Here is a 19,358-nt window from a genome sequence, read left to right on the forward strand (position 1 = left end):
GTAGATCAATGAAACTAACCCGCTACTGCCTTAATTATTAGCTCTCTCTTTGCAATTCTTGTTTCAAAAAATCGTCGATGAAAAGAACGCTTGATTTTTAGTTTATGCTGTTTTCAACATAAGGCCATATCGTCTCAAATACAATCTTGTGACCTGCTTCGGTAGGATGTATACCATCAGGGAGATTTAACTCAGGGATTCCTCCTACATTTTCCAGAAGAAAAGGAATTAGTGTTACGTTTTTTTCTTCTGCAACAGCCGGATACATCGCTGTAAACTCAGATGCATATTCCTGGCCCATATTTGGTGGTATCTGCATGCCAGCCAAGATGATTTTGGTGTCAGGAAATTTAGATCTGACTTTATCTATGATTTTGAGGAGGTTGCTTTTGGTCTCGGTAAGATTGATCCCTCGAAGTCCGTCGTTACCGCCAAGTTCCAATACAAAAACATCCGGCTTGTCTTCCAGAAACCAATCCAATCTACTCAAACCGCCAGCGGTAGTTTCGCCGGAAAGTCCTCCGTTAATTACTTTGTAATCCATCCCCAAACTGTCAATTCGCTTTTGCGTCAGCCCTGCAAAACCATCTTCCTGATCGATTCCATAGGCAGCAGTCAAGCTGTTTCCAAAGAAAAGAATGATTTTCTGATCTGATTTCGACTCTGTAGTTTTCTCAGTGACAGTTTCGGCTTGAGTAGTTTCCGCTTTTTTCTCTGAGCAAGAAACTACTGCCAATCCAAAAATCAGTAAAAATGCTGTATTGAATAAGCGGTTTAGATGGAATTGCATAGTAATCGGAATTGTGAAATGTAAAACTATATACCCAAAAGGATTTATTGGCAAAAGGTTCGATAATTCGATAAAGGTTGTGAAAATGGATGTATTACACCATCCATATCTTTGTGATTTGCTGGTTTGTAGCTTGATTACTATCTTCCATCAACAATCATGAGGGTTTGCCGTTAAGCAGTAACTATACCCTTTCCCCACCCAAGTACAACACATGAATATTTTATCAGTATCAAACCTGAGCAAGGTTTACGAAAGTGGCAGCAGAAAACTGACTGTTCTCGACGAGGTTACATTTGACATCAAAGCAGGAGAAATTATATCCATCGTTGGTCCCTCGGGCAGCGGTAAAACTACACTACTTGGACTTTGCGCAGGATTGGATTCTGGCTCCACGGGTAGCGTAGTGCTGGATGGTAATTCGTTGGAGAAACTCTCCGAAGACCAGCGGGCAGCTGTCAGAAACCAAAGCGTAGGCTTTATTTTTCAGAATTTCCAACTTTTGCCAACTTTGACAGCTTTGGAAAATGTGATGGTTCCACTTGAATTGAAAAGAAGAAAAGATGCCCGTCAAAAAGCTCAGGAACTTCTTGACAAGGTCGGCCTTGGTGACAGAGGAACGCATTATCCCACTCAGCTTTCTGGCGGAGAGCAGCAGCGGGTTTCCATTGCAAGAGCTTTTGCCAATGAGCCTAAAATCCTTTTTGCAGATGAACCAACCGGAAATCTGGATACTGAAACGGGCGAGATGATAGAGAAATTGATTTTTGACCTGAATAAAGAAGAAGGAACAACACTAGTTTTGGTTACGCACGATTTGGAATTAGCAGCCAAAACTCAGCGCATCATTCATATTAAAGGCGGAAAAATACAGGAGGGTGAAAATGCCTGATTTCGGATGGATTATAAAGATGGCTTTTCGGGATTTCCGAAAGAACATCTCTAGACTTTTACTGTTTGTTTCCTCCATCGTTGTGGGAATTGCTGCTTTGGTGGCGATCAGTTCCTTTGGAGAAAACCTTACAGCTGACATTGACAATCAAGCCAAAGAGCTTCTAGGAGCTGATTTGGTTCTGGAAAATAGCAAAGAAATAGGAGAGCAGTCGATTGATAGTGCAGCTACTCAAATGGCTTCGGAAGTCAATTTTGCGAGTATGGTTGCCTTTCCGGAAACAGGTGCTAGTCGCCTGACTCAAGTACGTGCGCTAGAAGGAGCATTTCCATTCTATGGTTTTTTTGAAACAATTCCAGCTTCAGGTGATGCGGATTTCCGTTCAGGCGGAAAAAAAGCATTAGTGGAAAAGACGCTGATGGCTCAGTTTAATGCTGAAGTAGGTGATCAGATTAAAGTAGGGGAAGTGCTTTTCACGGTAGTTGGTGAATTGCAAAGTGTGCCCGGTCAAACGGGAATCACAGCTTCAGTCGCTCCGGCGGTTTATATTCCGATGGATTACTTGGAGGAAACCGGCTTGGTGCAATATGGTAGCCGAGTGAATTACAGTCGTTATTTTCAATTTGCTGAGGGCACGGATGTAGATGCTCTGATCAAACCATACGATGAGCAATGGGAAGAAGATCGCGTGGATGCTGACACTGTTGAGTATAGAAAACGCTCAACAGGTCGTTCATTTGCCAATCTTTCCAACTTCCTAAGTTTGGTAGCTTTTATCGCGTTGCTTTTAGGTTGTGTTGGAGTAGCCAGTGCGGTGAATGTATTTGTGAAAGAGAAGTTAGGTTCAGTGGCAGTTTTGCGCTGTTTGGGTGTTTCTTCCAGAGATGTTTTATTGATCTACCTGACTGAGATCATGATTATGGGCTTAGTCGGAGCAGTACTTGGTTCTTTTCTCGGAACATTGCTTCAGTTTGTATTGCCTGTAGTTTTTGCAGATTTCCTACCAGTGGAAGTGTCCTTTGGTATCTCTTGGCTTTCAATAGGGTTTGGAGTAATCACAGGCTTATTTGTTTCAGTGCTGTTTGCTTTGTTGCCTTTGCTAAAAGTGAGAAACGTGTCTCCTATGGCGACGCTTAGACCAGAAACCGGTGACTCTACTCTATTAAAAGATCCGCTTCGATGGTTGGTTATTGTGGGCATACTTGGTTTCATATGGGGTTTTAGCTATTATTTATTAGGAAGAGTTGATTTTGCTTTTGGATTTACTGGATTTGTAGTTTTTGCTTTTGGTATTCTTTGGGCAGTGGCTCAAATGATTATCTGGGCAGTTCGGAAGTTTTTGCCTATTTCTTTCACCTATACCTTGCGCCAGTCCTTGGCGAATTTGTACAGACCTAATAACCAGACCGTATCATTGATAGCGACTATTGGTTTGGGCACGGCAATGATTTCCACGCTATTTTTCCTGCAAAATCAATTGCTGGAAGAAGCCAAATTTGCAGATAAAGAAGATCAGCCGAACATGTTGATGTTTGATATTCAAACTGCACAATTGGAGGATGTAAAAGCTAAAATCGAATCAAGAGATCTACCTATCATGCAGGAAGTCGCGATCGTGACTATGCAGTTGAATGAGATCAATGGGGTGGATAAGAAAGAAAATGAGGAGTTGTCAAAGGAAGAGAATTATTCACGCTTTCTGTACAATCGGGAATTTCGCGTGACTTATCGTGATACGCTTATTTCCTCGGAGACTCTATCAGATGGAGAATTGATTCCTTTGGGAGCTAGAGGTGATAGTATTTTTGTTTCCTTCGAAAAGGGGTTTGCCACAGGTAATGGCTTAGCTATAGGAGATGAGATTGAATTTAACGTACAAGGACGGCCGATCAAGGCATATATTGGGAGTTTTCGAGATGTGAAGTTCACGCAGGTTTCTACGAATTTCTTGGTGCTATTCCCAGAAGGTGTTTTGGATCAAGCGCCGAAATTTCATGTGCTGATCACTAAAACAACTAATGATAGACAAGCGGCTGATGTGCAAGCTGAGATAGTTAGAGCTTTTCCCAATATTTCTATTATCAACCTCGGTACAATCGTAGCGACGTTGGAGGAGATTTTAGGTAAAATAAGCTTTGTGATACAGTTTATGGCATTTTTCAGTATTGCAACTGGGATATTGGTGTTGATCAGTTCGCTGATCATCAGTAAATATCAACGTATGCGAGAGAGTATTCTGCTTAGAACTTTGGGTGCAAGCTCGACTATTGTCAGTAAGATCAATACGCTGGAATACTTCTTCTTGGGAAGTTTAGCCTCGCTATCGGGGATTATCCTGTCTTTCGGAGCCACTTGGCTACTGAGCGAGTTTGTATTCAATATCCCATTCCGAGGAGCCTGGTTTGAAGCATTTGTGCTTTACCTATCTATTACCGGTTTGACGATAGTCCTGGGCTGGCTCAATGGGCGTAAGATCATCAATCAGCCTCCGATGGAGATATTGAGGGGGACTTAATGTCTGAAATTAGAATTTTGAAAGGCTCGCAGAAATGCGGGCCTTTTTTCTTGATAAAAAATCTATGGATTTAAAAGAAAAAAGCTCGCTTTTCAGCGAGCTTTTGTACCCAGAGCCGGAGTCGAACCGGCACGCCTTGCGGCATTGGTGTTTGAGACCAACGCGTCTACCGATTCCGCCACCTGGGCTTGTGGTGAGAGTGTGTCTCGTTCCCGTCACTTCCGTAACGGGATGCAAATATGAACAAAGAATCTTTTTTCTACAAACTCAATTTTCTACTTCTTCCAGTTTTTTCGAGCTGAAAGCCTGCGGCTTCTCTGAGAATAAGGCTTTGGTGAAAGTCCATACGCTTTTAAAAAGCTCAGAGTCACGGTATTGGTTCAGCTTTTCTTCACTTTCCCAATGACTATGTGTTAAGAAAATATTTTTATCATTTTCGTCCTGCCATAACTCCAAGTGGTGACATCCGGGGGAATTCCTTATGGATTTCTTGTTTGCGTTGAAATTTTCCAAGAAGGCAGCCACCGCTTCGTGCTTGAAAGTCATTCGCACAATTCGGATCAGCATCAGGGATGGAAGGTTACATAAACCACACTGTCGTACTTCAAGCCTAGCAATTCAGCGCCATGACCGTGGTTGATGCCGATTTCAAGTAAATCCAGACTGTTGAAAAAGGCAAAGCAATCTCCAGGTTCTACCTGATCATAACCTTTGTGAAGTCTATTGACTGATTCTCTGCCGAACTCAATAGAGAATTTGCCTGGGTTCAATTTATCAAATACCTCTTTGTTGACATTAGTGATCAAGTTACCATAACGATCTACCCGCAGCACATGTCCTATGATATGCTCCCGGGTAGCTTTCGGATGACGGGACATTAGTTTTCGGAAGTTTTTTAAAGGTCCGCCAAAATCATGAATAGCTGCGCCGCTGGCAACTTTTGCAGCTATAGGCGCAAGGATATCTTTTGTAGGAAAAGTAGAGTCTTTCAGATGTATATCCGCAAACTGAACCATAATACCGGGTTCGTGGTCTGCCAGAAGACTTAGAAGCCCGTTGTTTGGGCCAACAAAAATGTGTTCTTCAAGTTTTACACCTATATAACCATGGGTAATACTTCCCGTTGTGTTTAAAGAGACTAAGTGTACAGTTCCTTTCGGGAAATCCCTGAAAGTAGATCGAAGCACAAATGCAGCGTGGGCAATGTCAAACGTGTCGATATTGTGAGAAATATCGATGATGTTCAATTGTGGATTTACGGCAAGCATTTTCGCTTTTACTGCCGGTACGTAGTAATCTTTGTCCCCAAAATCTGAGAGGAATGTCACCAATGCCATAGAAGCAAGTCAATTAAAATTTATGTACTTTTGTTAAGGAGGGCTGCGGACAAAATTAGAAATTTTATTCGTCTACCTTCAATGAAAATCTAATCAATAGAAATAGTTTGGTCGAAAAAGTAATCACATTAGAAAATGTCCCCTTGGCTGAGTTTTTAGGCGAAGCCAATGAGAACATCCGGCAAATTGCTGCTGCCTTTCCCCAAAGTAAAATTATTTCCCGTGGTAATGAAATCAGAATTCAAGGCGGAGCCCCTGAAATTCTGAGAATTAACGATGTTCTAAATCTTTTATTGGAGCATGTGGATCGATTTGGCCACATCACTCCAGAGAATGTAAAAGATTATTTAGAAGTCGAAGGAGTGCCTTTCGAAGAAGCTAACCGGGATCAAGTAATCGTCTTTGGTAACAAAGGATTAGTCATCAAGCCCAAGTCTGCAAACCAGCGAAAGCTGGTGGAATCAGCTATGAAAAATGATTTGGTTTTTGCCTTAGGTCCTGCCGGAACTGGGAAAACCTATATAGCTGTCGCTTTGGCTGTGCGGGCCTTGAAAAACCGAGAAGTTAAACGCATCATTATCACTAGGCCAGCTGTGGAAGCTGGAGAAAATCTTGGTTTTTTGCCAGGTGATCTGCAGGAAAAACTAGATCCATACTTAAGGCCGATTTACGATGCACTTCAGGATATGGTGCCTCCCGAAAAGCTCAAATACTATCAGGAAACTCGTGTTATAGAAATTGCCCCGTTGGCATATATGCGTGGAAGAACTCTTCATGATGCATTTGTTTTGCTTGATGAAGCGCAAAACACAACAAATGAGCAGATCAAGATGTTCTTGACCCGTATGGGGCCAAATTCCAAAGTAATCATCACAGGTGACCAGACCCAGGTGGATTTGCCAGTAAGGCAAAAAAGCGGACTGTCTGAGGCGCTAAAGATTCTGAAAGATGTATCTGGGATTGGTGTAGTCAATCTGAGTGGTAAAGATGTAATCAGGCATAGATTAGTGAAGTCAATTATTGAAGCTTACGAAAAAGATCATTACCAAAAAGAACTACAAAAAGATGAGTCTGCTAGTAGAAAGAATAACTCGTGATGATCAGCTAAAGTCTGCGTATTGGATCAGAGAACAAGTTTTTGTGCTCGAACAAGAAGTCGATCCGAAGGCGGAGTATGATGAGTTTGAAAGTCAATGCGCACACTTTCTTGCCTATCTTGATGATAAACCAGTGGGTACGGCTAGGTGGAGAGTTACGCCAAATGGGGTGAAATTGGAGCGTTTTGCCGTATTGGAAGAAGCCCGAGGCAAAGGCGTTGGGCAAGCTTTAGTGACAGCAGTACTCAACGATATTGAATCCAATCCTAAAGCAATTGGCAAATTGAAATACCTTCATTCTCAGCTTGATGCAGTTCCACTTTATACAAAATTTGGGTTTGAAAAAGCAGGGGATATGTTTGAAGAGTGTAATATTTTGCACTATAAAATGCAACTGGCTTAAGTATTGCCACATATTTGTTAACTAATTATAGAAATATGAAAAAATCAATCTTTACCCTTACTCTTATTCTGGCGTTAGTAGTTTCAGGATATGCACAAGAAGTGATTTCGAGCAGTGGTGGTTCTACTCCGAATAGAGGTGGTTTTTCTAATGAAATCCATGTTAATTTCATGACACTCATTTGGTTTGGGTCACTCGAAGCAGGATATGAGCGTTATTTGAGTGACGATCATTCGATAGAGTTCAAAGGTTTTATAAACGACCGCTTTGGATTTAATAATGAAAACAGTGGGAAAAAGTATAAGACGAACTCTTTACAGGCTTCAATGAACTTTTACTTTGGAGATAATGGAAGTGGACGTTTTTTCTTGTTCCCATTGGCTAAGATTCGTTTTGGGGATTTTGAAGAGCCGGGTGATGGTGGAGGAATTCAGACTACGGATATGACCGCTTTCATCTTAGGTGCTGGAGCAGGATATAAGTGGGAGCTTTCTAAAAACTTTGCATTTGGGCCATTTGCCAGCATAGGTAGAAACTTCAGTGATGACGTTTCAAATCGCTTTACAGGAATAGAATTAAATGGTGGATTCAATCTTGGATATAGATTCTAAGATTTCTTTACACTACTTTAAATGACAGAGAGCCCATTTTGGGCTCTTTTTTTATGTGCTTCTTTTTACCACATAATCGCCTTGGTTATAGACTTTGGAAATAACCATTTGAATTTATGATGTTATTGGGTTTGTAAATGATTAATGTATAATGGAATACATTGAGTTTGCTTGCTGCGTTTTTTTCGGAAAAATGAAGTAAATTAAATCTTTAATTTTTTTGAAGATGAGATTTGCTGACTTTCCATTTTTACGGTATCTGCCATTTCTATTGCTTGGCATTTTTTTGGGTCAATCGTATTGGTCTCCTGACTTGCTCGTACTATCTATTATCCTGAGCATAAGTTGGCTTTGCTATATGATTTTAGTTTTTAATTGTGAGAAATATGTTTCTTACTTCCAACTAAGTTCCATCGCATATTTATCGTTGCTTGTTTTCGGCGCATTGCTGGTTCAAAACAAGAAGCATCAAACCGATGTCAGTTCGGATATTCTTCAAGCGGAAAGTTACTTAGCACAGGTGACTGCATACGATCTGCAAAAGCCGAATTCGTTCGAGAATTTACTGGAAGTAAAATCTTTCCTGATCGGAGAAAGCTGGACTGACGCGCAGGTAAAAATTCTGGTTTATCATCAAAGTGACAAGCCTTTAGAGCCAGGTCAAATACTTTTAGTGAGAAAGAAGCCCGAGGAAATCACAAGTCCTGTCAATCCTCATGAGTTTGACTATAGGCAGTATCTGTCCAGACAGGGAATCCACTACCGTCAGTTTCTAGGAAAGGATTTCCAAGTGATTGATTCCGTTAATAGTAAGGGTCTCGAATATTTTTTGGTGCATTTACGACATAGAATTGGTGAGATGCTTCAGTCAAAAATCCCAGATGAGAATTCTGCACAAATTGCTCTTGCGCTCCTGCTAGGTCAGAAAAAAGAGTTAGATCCGACGATTCGTGAAGCTTACACTCAGGCTGGCGTGATGCATATTTTGGCTGTTTCGGGACTTCATGTTGGTATTATTTACGCCTTGTTTATTTTGATTTTGAAACCACTCAAACTGAAAAAGGAGAACGCTAAGCTGTATCTACTTGCTGTTATTTTAGTGATCTGGTTGTATGCATTTCTCACTGGGTTGTCTCCTTCAGTAGTTCGTGCATCGACTATGTTTTCACTGCTTACGCTAGGACAGATGCGTGAGCGTCGTCCATCGATTTATAATATTTTGGCCTTTTCTGCTATGCTGATGATTACCATGAATCCAGATGTGATTTATGAAGTTGGTTTTCAATTATCCTATTTGGCAGTGTTGGGTATCGTGATGATTCAGCCTTTGATTCTGAATTTGTGGTTGCCGAGACACAAGGTGCTAGAATACGTATGGCAGTTAACTTCCGTTAGTCTAGCTGCTCAGTTGGTTACTTTTCCCTTGTCCTTGTATTATTTTCATGTGTTTCCTACCTACTTTTTACTAGGTAATTTATTGATTCTGCCTCTAGCATTTTTGATCATGCAAGTCGGAGTTCCCTTGATGATTTTTGGTTGGATTCCAGTATTAGGAGATGGCTTAGGTTGGGTTTTAAGTTGGCTGATCTGGGTTCAGAATTGGATTGCTGAGACTATTCGTATGATTCCTGGCGGAAAACTGGATCGACTCACGATGGATTTCTCAGGAATGATATTCGTGTGGGGTATGCTTTTGATTATAGCAGGTTGGGACTATGGATCTAAAAGAAAGCTGACCTGGCTGGCTACGAGTCTGGTTTTTCTTTTGGCTGGTTTTCAGCTTTATGAAGAATTACAAACTCCTTCTAAAGAGCTGATTATATATCAAGGAAAGAAGGCTCAACTTTTAGATTTTTCAGATTCAGGTCAAACATACGCTTGGAATCAGGGCATTGAACCAGGGGAAATCAGTTACTCAGTAGATCCGAATCGTGTACAAAATCATTTGCCTCATACTCCTCAATCATTAGTGGCCTATCAGCACGATTCAGGTCAGCTAGAGTTTGTTGGTACTGAATTTACTTTTCATCCTACAAACAAAAAACTTCACTTTACTTCGGCTCCAAAATCGATTTATTATTGGTCTGATGGCAAGTGGGTAGACTTAGTCATGACCGATTCAATAGCTGTTGACTCTTTAGCTTATCGAATACTTTTCTGAGTTTGATTTTGCAAAGCCTGCTATTGAAACTAACTTGATCCCAAACCCAAATTGCGAAACAAATGAGCGCTGTACTCACCGAGATTACCGACAGAATAGGAATCATCACATTGAATCGACCTGAAAAGCGTAATGCGCTTAGTCCTGAATTGATTGCAGGATTACATACGTCTTTTGAGGCGATGAATTCAAATGATGAAGTGAAAGTCATTGTACTCCGATCTACGGGAAAGGCTTTTTGTGCAGGAGCAGATTTGGCCTATTTGCAGCAGCTTCAGGATTTCTCTTACGAGGAAAACTTAGAAGATAGCCGCCGTCTTATGGACTTGTTTAATTTGATCTACTGCCTTCCAAAAGTTGTAATTGCTGAAGTTCAAGGTCATGCTTTGGCTGGGGGCTGTGGATTGGCGACAGTCTGTGATTTCGCTTTTGCTGTCCCGGATGCTCTTTTCGGCTATACTGAGGTTAGAATCGGTTTCGTGCCAGCTTTGGTTTCAGTCTTTTTGTTGGAGCAAATTGGCGCTGCCAAAACGCAGGAATTGCTACTTTCTGGAGAGTTTATTTCTTCCACAAAAGCGGCCGAATTAGGCTTGATCACAGGTGTAGAACCAGCTGAGTTTTTATCGAATTATGTGACTGAATTTGCTTCCAAACTAATCAAACAGAATTCAGGATTTTCCATGGGCAAAACCAAAGCTCTTTTGCGCGAGCTAAATCAATCAACCAGAAACAAATCGCTTGAGCTTGCTGCGGAGACGAATGCCACGGCACGTGCTCATGCCGATTGCAAAAAAGGAATTTCTGCTTTCCTTAATAAAACTACGCCAGATTGGTAAATGCTGAATAGAGCTACTGAAATCCTTCATCAAGTGTTTGGACATGCTGATTTTCGGCCTGTCCAGAAAGAAATCATCGAGTCAGTACTGGCTGGGAAGGATACGCTTGCGCTGCTTCCAACAGGTGGGGGTAAATCACTATGCTATCAAGTTCCCGCGCTGACACAGGAAGGGATATGTCTGGTCGTGAGTCCGCTGATTGCCTTGATGAAAGATCAGGTGGATGCTTTAAAGGCAAAAGGTATTAAAGCTGCGGCCATTTATTCAGGAATGAGTTATCGAGAGATCGATCGCACGCTGGACAACTGCATTTATGGAGATTACAAGTTTTTGTATGTATCTCCAGAGCGGTTGAAAGCGGAGCTATTTGTCGAGCGATTTCGCCAGATGAAGATCAATTTGATAGCAGTGGATGAAGCGCACTGTATTTCTCAATGGGGTTATGATTTTCGCCCACCTTATTTAGAGATCGCCCTGATTCGCCCTTATCATCCAAATGTTCCTGTTTTGGCTTTGACAGCTTCTGCTACGCCGCAAGTTTGCGCGGATATCATGGAAAAGTTGGAGATGAAAAAACCGGCGGAATTCCATCAGAGTTTTGCGAGAAAAAATCTCAGTTACTCTGTGCGACTTGTAGAGAACAAACTTGAGAAAGGACTGGAAATACTGCGTAGAATCGATGGGACGGCAATTTGGTATGTGAGAAATCGTCAGGGGACTCATCAAATCGCTAAAGCGCTAAGTCAAATGGGTATTTCTGCATCAGCGTATCATGCGGGACTTTCTATGCAAGATCGAGCAAAGCGTCAAGACGCTTGGATGAAAAACGAAGTTCGTGTGATGGTCAGTACGAATGCTTTTGGGATGGGGATTGACAAGCCAGATGTGCGTGTGGTGATTCATCATGATTTGCCCGAAAATGTAGAGAATTACTATCAGGAAGCAGGGCGTGCGGGACGAGATGGAGAAAAAGCCTATGGAGTTCTACTAGCGAATAATCAAGATTTTGAAACTGTTTTAAAAAGAGCAGAGCTTGTTTATCCACCTTTAGATTTTGTGAAGCGGGTGTATCAGTGCTTGGCAAACTATTACAGAATTGCAGTTGGGAGCAACATGCTGAGCAGTTTTGATTTCGAATGGAATGAGTTTGCAAACACCTATGAATTGGGCGTTTTGGAGAGTTTTTATGCTTTGAAATTACTGGAAGAAGAAGGCTTTATTGGGCTCAGTGAAAGCTATTACACACCTTCCAAAATTCATTTTACGGTAGATCCTTCTAGATTGTATGAGGTTCAGATCGCTTACGCAAAGCTGGATCCGGTGGTGAAAATCATCATGCGAACGTATGGAGGGAATGTGTTCTCAGAATACATCAAAATCCAGGAAGCGAAACTTGCTAAGTCGCTCAATGTCTATGAAAATGAGCTGATAAAATCGCTCAAACATCTGGAACAACTGGAAGTGATGGTCTATGACCAGCGAAAGGATAAGCCGCAGATCACCTTTTTGACACCTCGATACGATGCTGGTAAACTGCCACTCAATTTCAAACGAATAGAACTTAGGAGAGCTTTGACGCTGGAAAAAGCTCAAAGTATGGTGAAATATGGGCAGCAAGCTGAGCTATGTCGCACCCAGTTTATTCAGGAATACTTCGGAGAAACTACCGATGAACAATGTGGTGTTTGTGATATCTGCATCACGCAGCGAAAGGATAATCACCCTGAAATAGCTGAAAATAAGCTTAGAAATAAGATATTGGAAACATTATCCAAGACTGGCGAGTTGACTGATAAGCAGATTTTCGAAAGTATCCGCCTTCCTCTGGCTGAGAAAAACCTTAGAGTTTTGCGGATTTTACAGGATCAGGGATATATTACACTACTGGCTTCGGGCAGTTACGTACTTACAGCTCATGAGTAATTTTCTAGACGATTTATTCAACAAGGTTTTCAAATCTTCGGAAAAGTCTCCGATGACGCATAAGGAGAATATTGTTCTTAAAGCGCAGGAAATAGAGGAAGTGAAAGCTTGGATGAATTCTTCCGAGGGGAGAGAGGCATTTGCACTGATCTCCAAATCTTATCATTTCAAAACCATACAGATCGAAGAGCGTCCGCAGATTCATGTCTTGGACTCTAAGTATGCCAAAGGTTTTGCAATCACCTACGACGACCCGTTGGATGAAAAAACATTTTCCCTGCTTTTCTTGGCTTTTGCACAGCGAGTTCTAGCTTTGGGATATCAGCAAGTGAGTTTGGATAGGAAAATGGAGGAAATAAACGAACAGGTGAAAGTCACTGATAAGTTTTATTTCAAACCGCCAATTAAATCACTAGCAGAGAATGAATTGATTTCTCAGCTATTTGGCAATGTTTCCATTGAGAAAATAAGTGTAAATAACCAGCCCAATTACCTCAAGGTACTAGCGACGTTTTATTCGGACAGGCTATACCAGGATCCAGAACCTTTCGATCAATTTCTTGATCATTTATTAGAAACAACCAACGATGGACAGAATTAACTTAAAAGAGCAACTAGGGAGATACAGAACGCCATATGAGGAGGAATCTAGCTTTATTCAGGATTTTTTGGAGTTGACCGAAGATCCCCTTGCTTACGGCAGAGAGCGGCTGGACGGGCACTTTACAGCTTCTGCTTGGATAGTGAATCGTAAGCGAACGCATACCTTACTCACGCTTCATCGGAAGCTGGGACGATGGTTGCAGCTTGGAGGACATGCGGACGGCAATGAGGATTTGCTGGAAGTCGCTATGAAGGAAGCCAATGAAGAAAGTGGTTTGAAGAGTTTAGAGTTTGTAGACAAGACGATTTTCGATTTGGATAAACATATCATCCCTGAGCGCCCACACGTTCCTGAGCATTTTCATTTTGATGTACGCTACATTCTGGAAGCAGATCTTTACGAGCCTTTGATCAAAAGTGACGAGAGTATTTCGTTGGCTTGGGTCGCATTTGACTCCGTTCAGGATGTGATAGGGTATAATCCCTCTATTCTTAGAATGCTTGACAAAACCAGTAAATCAGAAATTCTTCTTTGATGATCAAGCCTGACCCCGCGGAGCTACAGCGAGAGATTGAATTTTCCCTACCTATTCAGATTAAATTCTCGGATATTGACGGCTACCTGCATGTCAATAATGGGGTGTATTTCAATTATTTCGAACATGCAAGAGCGATGTTTCTATATCAAGTTTGCGATTGGAATATTATGGAAATAGGTTCTGTAGTCGGAAGAATAGAAATGGATTATTTCAGGCCTATTCATATCGATGACAAGGTAAATGCGCTGGTGAAATGCAGCAGAATAGGCAATACTTCCTTTGACCTAGAGCAATATTTAGTAGGAGAAACTAAGGATGGAGAATCGTACACTTTTGCAAAAAGTATATGCATACTCGTCTCCGTGGATATGAAAACGATGAAGCCTATGCCGCTTCCAGAAAACTATAGGGCAAAACTTCAGCCCAAATCCTAATAACAAAGACGCAATCCTTATCTTTGCGCAAAATTTAAGCTGTGAAAAAACTTTGGATAATTACCTTGCTGATGGCAGGATTGATGGGTTGTAGCCCAAGTGAAGAAGAATTGGTTCAAGAGGGAATAAATCAAATGGATGCCCAAAACTGGAAAGGAGCGATTACGCTTTTTGACAGGGCATTGGAAATCAATCCTACGAATGGAACTGCGTTGAACGCTAAAGGTGCTGCACTATTTCAGGAAGAAAAATTCGAAGAGGCTGTGCCTGTGTTCACGGCAGCAATAGACGCGGATTCTGCTAGCTACAAAGCTTGGTTCAATCGTGGAAATGCGAACTTGAAGCTGGAAAATTTCAAAAATGCAGTTTCGGATTATAATATGGCTTCAAGGCTGGATCCAACTCAAACAGATATTTATTACAACCGTGGTCTGGCATTGCTGGGTCTAGAAGAATACGAAGATTCCTTGTTGGATTTTGATAAAGCCCTTCAAGTAGAGCCAAACCAAGCACTTGTACATTTCAATCGTGGGAAAGCACTTTTGGGAAATAACGATCCAGGCAATGCGATGAAAGCATTAACGGATGCGATCAATTTGGATGGAAAAAATGCTGCAGCTTATTACTTGCTTGGAGTGACTAGAATGTCTGCTTTGGGTGAGTCTGAAAAAGAAGAAGGTTGTGCAGATTTGAAGATGGCTCTTCAGCTTGGTTACACAGAAGCCAAAACTTGGATAGACGATTTCTGCGAGTAAAATGGCAGTGATTGGGCAGGACATATCGCGAGCAAAAGGAGTTCTGGATGCAGGTGAATTGGTGGCTATTCCTACCGAAACCGTGTATGGTTTGGCAGGAAATGCACTGAATCCTGCGGCTGTAGCTTCGATTTTTGAAACGAAAAATCGCCCTAGTTTTGATCCCTTGATTATCCATGTTCCTTCTCTGGGAGCAGCTGAGAACTATGTGACTAACATTCCTTCGCCTCTCCGCAAGCTTGCTGAGCACTTTTGGCCAGGGCCACTTACACTCTTACTACCTAGAAAAAGCAACATTCCTGATATCGTCACCTCTGGATTGGATCGCGTGGCCGTGCGTGTCCCAGATCATTCGCTGAGCTTGGATTTGCTCGCTCAGTTAGACTATCCTTTGGCTGCGCCTAGTGCCAATCCATTTGGATACATCAGTCCTACTTCGCCAAAGCATGTGAATGCTCAGCTGGGAGATAAAATTTCTTACATTCTGGATGGGGGAAATTGCAAAGTAGGCTTAGAAAGCACGATCGTAGGAATGGAAGAGGATGAAATCGTGGTTTATCGATTGGGAGGTTTAGATATTTCAGAGATTGAAAGCATTGTTGGGAAAGTGACTGTGAAAAGCCACAGTTCCTCAAATCCTCAGGCCCCAGGTTTATTAGAAAGTCACTATGCGCCTACCAAGCCATTTATACTTGGCAATCTGAATGAAATGGTTGCTTATTATCAAGAGCGAGAAGTCGACTTTGCAGTGCTTTCATTATCTCAATCATTTCCAGCTGTTCCTGTCGGAAATCAAATTGCTCTAAGTCCTCAGGCAGATTTGAAAGATGCTGCTACTCATCTATTTGCTGCTATGCGGACTTTGGATGAGTCAAATGCCACTGTTATTTTGGCAGAGCTAATGCCTGAAGAAGGCCTCGGAAAAGCCATAAATGATCGTTTGAAGCGAGCTTCGACGAAAGGTTAAATTTACTTTCCTATACTTCCTAGCAAATTGATCACAGATGAAAGTCTGTTTTTGCCGTAATCTTTGATAAATTCACACCTGATTTTTATCTATTTAATTAATCAAAAGCTATTAACCTTACTATGAACTCTAGAATCAAAAATGTAGATAACCTCAGTTTTGAAGGCAAAAAAGCACTCGTAAGAGTGGATTTCAATGTTCCTTTGGATAATGAGTTGAATGTAACTGACGACACTAGAATCCAAGCTGCGTTGCCAACTATCAATAAGATATTGACCGATGGTGGATCAGTGGTTTTGATGTCACACTTAGGCAGACCTAAATCTGGACCTGAGGATAAATTTTCTCTCAAAAATATTGTAGTTGCTTTGGAGAAAGCTTTGGGCAGACCAGTGAAATTTGCTCCGGACTGCATTGGGAGAGAGGCTGAAATGCTTGCTGAAGGCTTGAAGCCAGGTGAAGTATTATTACTTGAAAACCTTCGTTTCCACAAGGAGGAAGAAAAAGGTGATGTTGACTTTGCTAAGAAACTATCCAAGCTAGGCGACATCTATGTTAATGATGCATTTGGTACAGCACATAGAGCTCATGCTTCTACAGCTGTAATCGCACAGTTTTTTACTGAAAAAGTTTGCGGATACCTGATGCTTTCTGAGTTGAAAAACGCAGATAAAGTTTTGGGTAATCCTGAAAGGCCATACACAGCGATCATGGGCGGTGCAAAAATCGCAGATAAAATTATGATCATCGAGCAATTGCTCAATAAGGTGGACAACCTGATTATCGGTGGCGGTATGTCTTACACGTTTGCTAAAGCGCAAGGCGGAACTATAGGTGATTCTTTGCTAGAGGCTGATAAGATGGATTTCGTACTTGAGCTAATGGAGACTGCTAAAGAAAAAGGTGTTAACCTTATTCTTCCAGTTGATACCGTGATTTCAAAAGCTTTTGCAAATGATGCTGAGCAAGGAATGGCGAACAAAGGTGAGATTCCTGATGGCTGGATGGGCTTGGATATCGGACCAAAAACTCGTGAGATTTTCTCTGAGGTAATCGCAAATTCTAAGACTATCCTTTGGAATGGTCCAATGGGTGTTTTCGAAATGGATTCGTTTGATAAAGGAACTAAAGCTGTTGCGGAAGCGGTGGTAGCAGCGACTAAAGCTGGTGCATATTCATTGATCGGTGGAGGTGACTCTGCTGCAGCGGTTAATAAGTTCGGCTTTGGAGATGATGTTTCCTTCGTGTCTACTGGCGGTGGTGCATTGCTAGAGCACATGGAAGGCAAAGTGCTTCCTGGAGTTGCTGCTTTGGAGCCTTAAGTCTAACAAAAATCTATGAAAAAAGGCTGTCAGAAGTAATTCTGACAGCCTTTTTAGCTTACAATGCAGGAGTGAAAACTTTTATTTCCACTCAATCTCCACTAGCACTGGAAAATGATCCGACGGATACTTTTTACCATAATTATCAGTAAGGATTCCGTGACGAATTACGTTCAGATTTCCTTTTACAAATACATGATCGATGATGCCATCAGGCATTTTCTCCCAGTCAAAACCTGTGAAAGAACCAGCGGGGCCGTAAGAAGGAACCTCGGAGATCAATCTAGCATCTTGCCAATCGGGATTTGAAGTAATGGTACCGTAAGCCGCATTATCGGGTTTTACATTGAAGTCGCCCATGAGAATAGCAGGAGCATTTTCTTTGTTGATTTTAGACACTTGAGCCATTACAAGTTTGCTACTTTCTTCTCGAGCTTGCTGTCCGATGTGATCGTAATGAATGTTAAATACATAGAAAGTTTTTCCTGATTCATCCTTGAATTTTCCCCAGGTACAGATTCTGTTGAGGGAGGCATCCCAGCCCTTGCTTGGTTTCTCAGGAGTGGGCGATAGCCAGAAGGTGCCTTGATCCAAAATTTCAAACTTCTTGGCATCATAGAGAATCGCGGCATATTCTCCACTTTCGGTCCCATCATTACGGCCAACGCCGATGTATTTGTATCCAAGTTCAGTACTCAAGTCAGTCAGTTGATTATGTAATGCTTCCTGCACACCGAATAATTCGATTTGATGAAACTGAATCAGGCTTGCGACATGTGGTAGCCGATCTGCCCAAAGGTTTCCGACGTCATTTTGATTGGCATATCGAATGTTGAAAGTCGCAAAATTATGTGTTTGCGCTATAGAAAGGGCGTTTGTTCCTACCGTAAAAGCTAGGAGAAACACAGATGTTTTTAAAATACTTCTAATGATTGAATTCATGATTTCAGAACTTATTCTTGAAAAATGGTTTAAGTATCTAAAATTGAATCATAATTTCATCAAATGAAATCAAGCATGAAAAAAATGTCAAACATTTCGATGATTAGAATACATGCGAGACAGGCAACCTGTCCTTTGAAAATCAACTAATAAACACATGAAAACCTTTTATCCCAAAGACCTAACAACTCAGGAATTTCATGGCTTGCTCCAAGGAGCTGTAGCTCCTCGCCCGATTGCTTTTGCAAGTACTATTGATCGAGATGGAAATGTGAACCTGAGTCCGTTTAGCTTTTTCAACTTGTTCAGTACGAATCCTGCGATATTGATCTTTTCTCCATCCAGACGCGTGCGTGATAACACCACCAAGCATACTTTGGAAAATGTTTTGGAAGTGCCCGAAGTGGTGATTCACGTCGTTCATTTCGGGATGGTGGAGCAAATGTCTCTCGCAAGTACAGAGTATGGGAAAGGTGTGAATGAATTTGATAAAGCTGGATTTACACAAGTGAAATCAAATGAAGTGAAGCCCCCGCGCATCCAGGAAGCACATGTTGCCTTTGAGTGCAAAGTGAACGAAGTAAAGTCACTAGGAGACAGTGGAGGAGCTGGGAATTTGGTGATATGTGAGGTGTTGGTTGCTCATGTAAACGAAGCGGTTTTAGATGAAATGGGCGTAATTGATCCTAGGAAGCTTGATGCGGTGGCAAGATTGGGCGGAAATTGGTACAGCCGTGCCAGTGGAGCATCTCTATTTCAAATTCCAAAACCCTTGCGTACCCTAGGTATTGGAATTGACCAAATGCCAGCCGAAGTTAGAAATAGCACGATTTTAAGTGGAAACAATCTTGGGAGATTGGGCAATGTGGAGGCTCTTCCAAGTCCGGCTGAGGTTGCAGATTTTGGTCAAGGCGCAGAGATTCAAGAAATGAGAATTCGCTTTCAGTATGATCAAGACTCGCTGGCGGACCATTTGCATCTTTTGGCTAAGGAAGCACTAGACGAGGATGATGTGGATAGAGCTTGGCTAATATTGCTTCAGAAAGGGTAAAAGAGTATTCAGTCATCAGTCTCAGTTTTCAGAATCTCCTTAGTTTGTGCAATCTCGATGAGTTTGTGATCTGAACTGCCAACAGCGGAAGGCTTGTGTCTTTTGAAGAGCAGTTTTCGGACAGGCTCAAGCCAGTGGGTGTTAATCAGATTTTGTTATTCGGAAAAATCAGACGGTGAG

Annotated in this window: 19 protein-coding genes and 1 tRNA gene; 15 read left to right on the plus strand and 5 right to left on the minus strand. The window is 41.7% G+C overall.

The genetic code is table 11. The features are described from left to right. Window positions 1–97: 97 nt before the first annotated feature. Complete coding sequence (locus BM291_RS18570; RefSeq protein ID WP_092900239.1) at window positions 98–790, minus strand: arylesterase; 693 nt, start codon at window positions 788–790, stop codon at window positions 98–100. A 214-nt stretch (window positions 791–1,004) separates the two neighbouring features. On the opposite strand from BM291_RS18570, the gene BM291_RS18575 reads away from it, so the two are divergent. Further along, a complete protein-coding gene (locus BM291_RS18575) occupies window positions 1,005–1,682 on the plus strand; it encodes an ABC transporter ATP-binding protein (RefSeq protein WP_092900240.1) in 678 nt (225 codons plus the stop codon). Next, window positions 1,675–4,197, plus strand: coding sequence for an ABC transporter permease (locus BM291_RS18580; RefSeq protein ID WP_092900241.1), 2,523 nt, complete (start codon window positions 1,675–1,677; stop codon window positions 4,195–4,197). The genes BM291_RS18575 and BM291_RS18580 overlap by 8 nt, the downstream gene beginning before the upstream one ends. 106 nt (window positions 4,198–4,303) lie before the next feature. Here the strand turns inward: BM291_RS18580 and BM291_RS18585 are convergent. From BM291_RS18585 to BM291_RS18595, 3 genes are all read right to left on the minus strand, one after another. Beyond that, window positions 4,304–4,385, minus strand: a tRNA-Leu gene (locus tag BM291_RS18585). Between the two features lie 79 nt (window positions 4,386–4,464). After that, entirely contained in the window at window positions 4,465–4,764 is a 300-nt protein-coding gene (locus BM291_RS18590) for a putative quinol monooxygenase (protein ID WP_092900242.1), read from the minus strand. Then, window positions 4,764–5,534: an SAM hydrolase/SAM-dependent halogenase family protein gene (locus BM291_RS18595; RefSeq protein WP_092900243.1), complete on the minus strand. Its 771-nt coding sequence runs from the start codon at window positions 5,532–5,534 to the stop codon at window positions 4,764–4,766. Before BM291_RS18595 ends, BM291_RS18590 begins: the two co-directional genes overlap by 1 nt. Window positions 5,535–5,641: 107 nt before the next feature. On the opposite strand from BM291_RS18595, the gene BM291_RS18600 reads away from it, so the two are divergent. The 12 genes from BM291_RS18600 (at window position 5,642) to BM291_RS18655 (ending at window position 17,185) form a co-directional block, all read left to right on the plus strand. Further along, window positions 5,642–6,631 carry a PhoH family protein gene (locus BM291_RS18600; protein ID WP_092900244.1) on the plus strand — a complete coding sequence of 330 codons (990 nt, stop codon included), beginning with the start codon at window positions 5,642–5,644 and terminating at the stop codon, window positions 6,629–6,631. Beyond that, a complete protein-coding gene (locus tag BM291_RS18605) occupies window positions 6,600–7,034 on the plus strand; it encodes a GNAT family N-acetyltransferase (RefSeq protein WP_092900245.1) in 435 nt (144 codons plus the stop codon). Before BM291_RS18600 ends, BM291_RS18605 begins: the two co-directional genes overlap by 32 nt. Before the next feature lie 35 nt (window positions 7,035–7,069). Further along, complete coding sequence (locus BM291_RS18610; protein ID WP_092900246.1) at window positions 7,070–7,645, plus strand: DUF3575 domain-containing protein; 576 nt, start codon at window positions 7,070–7,072, stop codon at window positions 7,643–7,645. Between the two features lie 226 nt (window positions 7,646–7,871). Beyond that, complete coding sequence (locus BM291_RS18615; RefSeq protein WP_092900247.1) at window positions 7,872–9,806, plus strand: ComEC/Rec2 family competence protein; 1,935 nt, start codon at window positions 7,872–7,874, stop codon at window positions 9,804–9,806. Window positions 9,807–9,868: 62 nt separating this feature from the next. Further along, complete coding sequence (locus tag BM291_RS18620; protein ID WP_092900248.1) at window positions 9,869–10,642, plus strand: enoyl-CoA hydratase/isomerase family protein; 774 nt, start codon at window positions 9,869–9,871, stop codon at window positions 10,640–10,642. Next, window positions 10,643–12,565, plus strand: a complete 1,923-nt coding sequence (locus BM291_RS18625) for a RecQ family ATP-dependent DNA helicase (protein ID WP_092900249.1) — start codon at window positions 10,643–10,645, stop codon at window positions 12,563–12,565. Further along, a complete protein-coding gene (locus BM291_RS18630) occupies window positions 12,558–13,166 on the plus strand; it encodes a hypothetical protein (protein ID WP_092900250.1) in 609 nt (202 codons plus the stop codon). Before BM291_RS18625 ends, BM291_RS18630 begins: the two co-directional genes overlap by 8 nt. Then, entirely contained in the window at window positions 13,153–13,704 is a 552-nt protein-coding gene (locus tag BM291_RS18635; protein WP_092900251.1) for an NUDIX hydrolase, read from the plus strand. Before BM291_RS18630 ends, BM291_RS18635 begins: the two co-directional genes overlap by 14 nt. Continuing rightward, window positions 13,704–14,141: an acyl-CoA thioesterase gene (locus tag BM291_RS18640; RefSeq protein WP_092900252.1), complete on the plus strand. Its 438-nt coding sequence runs from the start codon at window positions 13,704–13,706 to the stop codon at window positions 14,139–14,141. The genes BM291_RS18635 and BM291_RS18640 overlap by 1 nt, the downstream gene beginning before the upstream one ends. A 41-nt stretch (window positions 14,142–14,182) precedes the next feature. Next, on the plus strand, window positions 14,183–14,896 hold the full coding sequence (locus BM291_RS18645; protein WP_317045670.1) for a tetratricopeptide repeat protein: 714 nt from the start codon (window positions 14,183–14,185) through the stop codon (window positions 14,894–14,896). Window position 14,897: 1 nt separating this feature from the next. Then, window positions 14,898–15,863 carry an L-threonylcarbamoyladenylate synthase gene (locus BM291_RS18650; RefSeq protein WP_092900256.1) on the plus strand — a complete coding sequence of 322 codons (966 nt, stop codon included), beginning with the start codon at window positions 14,898–14,900 and terminating at the stop codon, window positions 15,861–15,863. Between the two features lie 122 nt (window positions 15,864–15,985). Next, window positions 15,986–17,185 (plus strand): phosphoglycerate kinase, encoded by a 1,200-nt coding sequence (locus BM291_RS18655; RefSeq protein WP_092900258.1) that lies wholly within the window; start codon window positions 15,986–15,988, stop codon window positions 17,183–17,185. Window positions 17,186–17,266: 81 nt separating this feature from the next. On the opposite strand, the gene BM291_RS18660 is transcribed toward BM291_RS18655, so the two are convergent. Beyond that, the gene (locus BM291_RS18660; protein WP_092900260.1) at window positions 17,267–18,127 is read right to left on the minus strand and encodes an endonuclease/exonuclease/phosphatase family protein; all 861 of its coding nucleotides are present in this window, start codon (window positions 18,125–18,127) and stop codon (window positions 17,267–17,269) included. 157 nt (window positions 18,128–18,284) lie between these two features. On the opposite strand from BM291_RS18660, the gene BM291_RS18665 reads away from it, so the two are divergent. Beyond that, on the plus strand, window positions 18,285–19,178 hold the full coding sequence (locus tag BM291_RS18665; protein ID WP_092900262.1) for a flavin reductase family protein: 894 nt from the start codon (window positions 18,285–18,287) through the stop codon (window positions 19,176–19,178). The last annotated feature ends 180 nt before the right edge of the window (window positions 19,179–19,358 follow it).

Source organism: Algoriphagus aquimarinus (genome assembly GCF_900112005.1).
GTDB lineage: Bacteria > Bacteroidota > Bacteroidia > Cytophagales > Cyclobacteriaceae > Algoriphagus > Algoriphagus aquimarinus.

Coding starts and splice junctions, on each gene's coding strand:
- BM291_RS18570 (WP_092900239.1), bottom strand. CDS start 790: ATGCAATTCCATCTAAACCGCTTATTCAATACAGCATTTTTACTGATT.
- BM291_RS18575 (WP_092900240.1), top strand. CDS start 1,005: ATGAATATTTTATCAGTATCAAACCTGAGCAAGGTTTACGAAAGTGGC.
- BM291_RS18580 (WP_092900241.1), top strand. CDS start 1,675: ATGCCTGATTTCGGATGGATTATAAAGATGGCTTTTCGGGATTTCCGA.
- BM291_RS18590 (WP_092900242.1), bottom strand. CDS start 4,764: ATGCTGATCCGAATTGTGCGAATGACTTTCAAGCACGAAGCGGTGGCT.
- BM291_RS18595 (WP_092900243.1), bottom strand. CDS start 5,534: ATGGCATTGGTGACATTCCTCTCAGATTTTGGGGACAAAGATTACTAC.
- BM291_RS18605 (WP_092900245.1), top strand. CDS start 6,600: ATGAGTCTGCTAGTAGAAAGAATAACTCGTGATGATCAGCTAAAGTCT.
- BM291_RS18610 (WP_092900246.1), top strand. CDS start 7,070: ATGAAAAAATCAATCTTTACCCTTACTCTTATTCTGGCGTTAGTAGTT.
- BM291_RS18615 (WP_092900247.1), top strand. CDS start 7,872: ATGAGATTTGCTGACTTTCCATTTTTACGGTATCTGCCATTTCTATTG.
- BM291_RS18620 (WP_092900248.1), top strand. CDS start 9,869: ATGAGCGCTGTACTCACCGAGATTACCGACAGAATAGGAATCATCACA.
- BM291_RS18625 (WP_092900249.1), top strand. CDS start 10,643: ATGCTGAATAGAGCTACTGAAATCCTTCATCAAGTGTTTGGACATGCT.
- BM291_RS18630 (WP_092900250.1), top strand. CDS start 12,558: ATGAGTAATTTTCTAGACGATTTATTCAACAAGGTTTTCAAATCTTCG.
- BM291_RS18635 (WP_092900251.1), top strand. CDS start 13,153: ATGGACAGAATTAACTTAAAAGAGCAACTAGGGAGATACAGAACGCCA.
- BM291_RS18640 (WP_092900252.1), top strand. CDS start 13,704: ATGATCAAGCCTGACCCCGCGGAGCTACAGCGAGAGATTGAATTTTCC.
- BM291_RS18650 (WP_092900256.1), top strand. CDS start 14,898: ATGGCAGTGATTGGGCAGGACATATCGCGAGCAAAAGGAGTTCTGGAT.
- BM291_RS18655 (WP_092900258.1), top strand. CDS start 15,986: ATGAACTCTAGAATCAAAAATGTAGATAACCTCAGTTTTGAAGGCAAA.
- BM291_RS18660 (WP_092900260.1), bottom strand. CDS start 18,127: ATGAATTCAATCATTAGAAGTATTTTAAAAACATCTGTGTTTCTCCTA.
- BM291_RS18665 (WP_092900262.1), top strand. CDS start 18,285: ATGAAAACCTTTTATCCCAAAGACCTAACAACTCAGGAATTTCATGGC.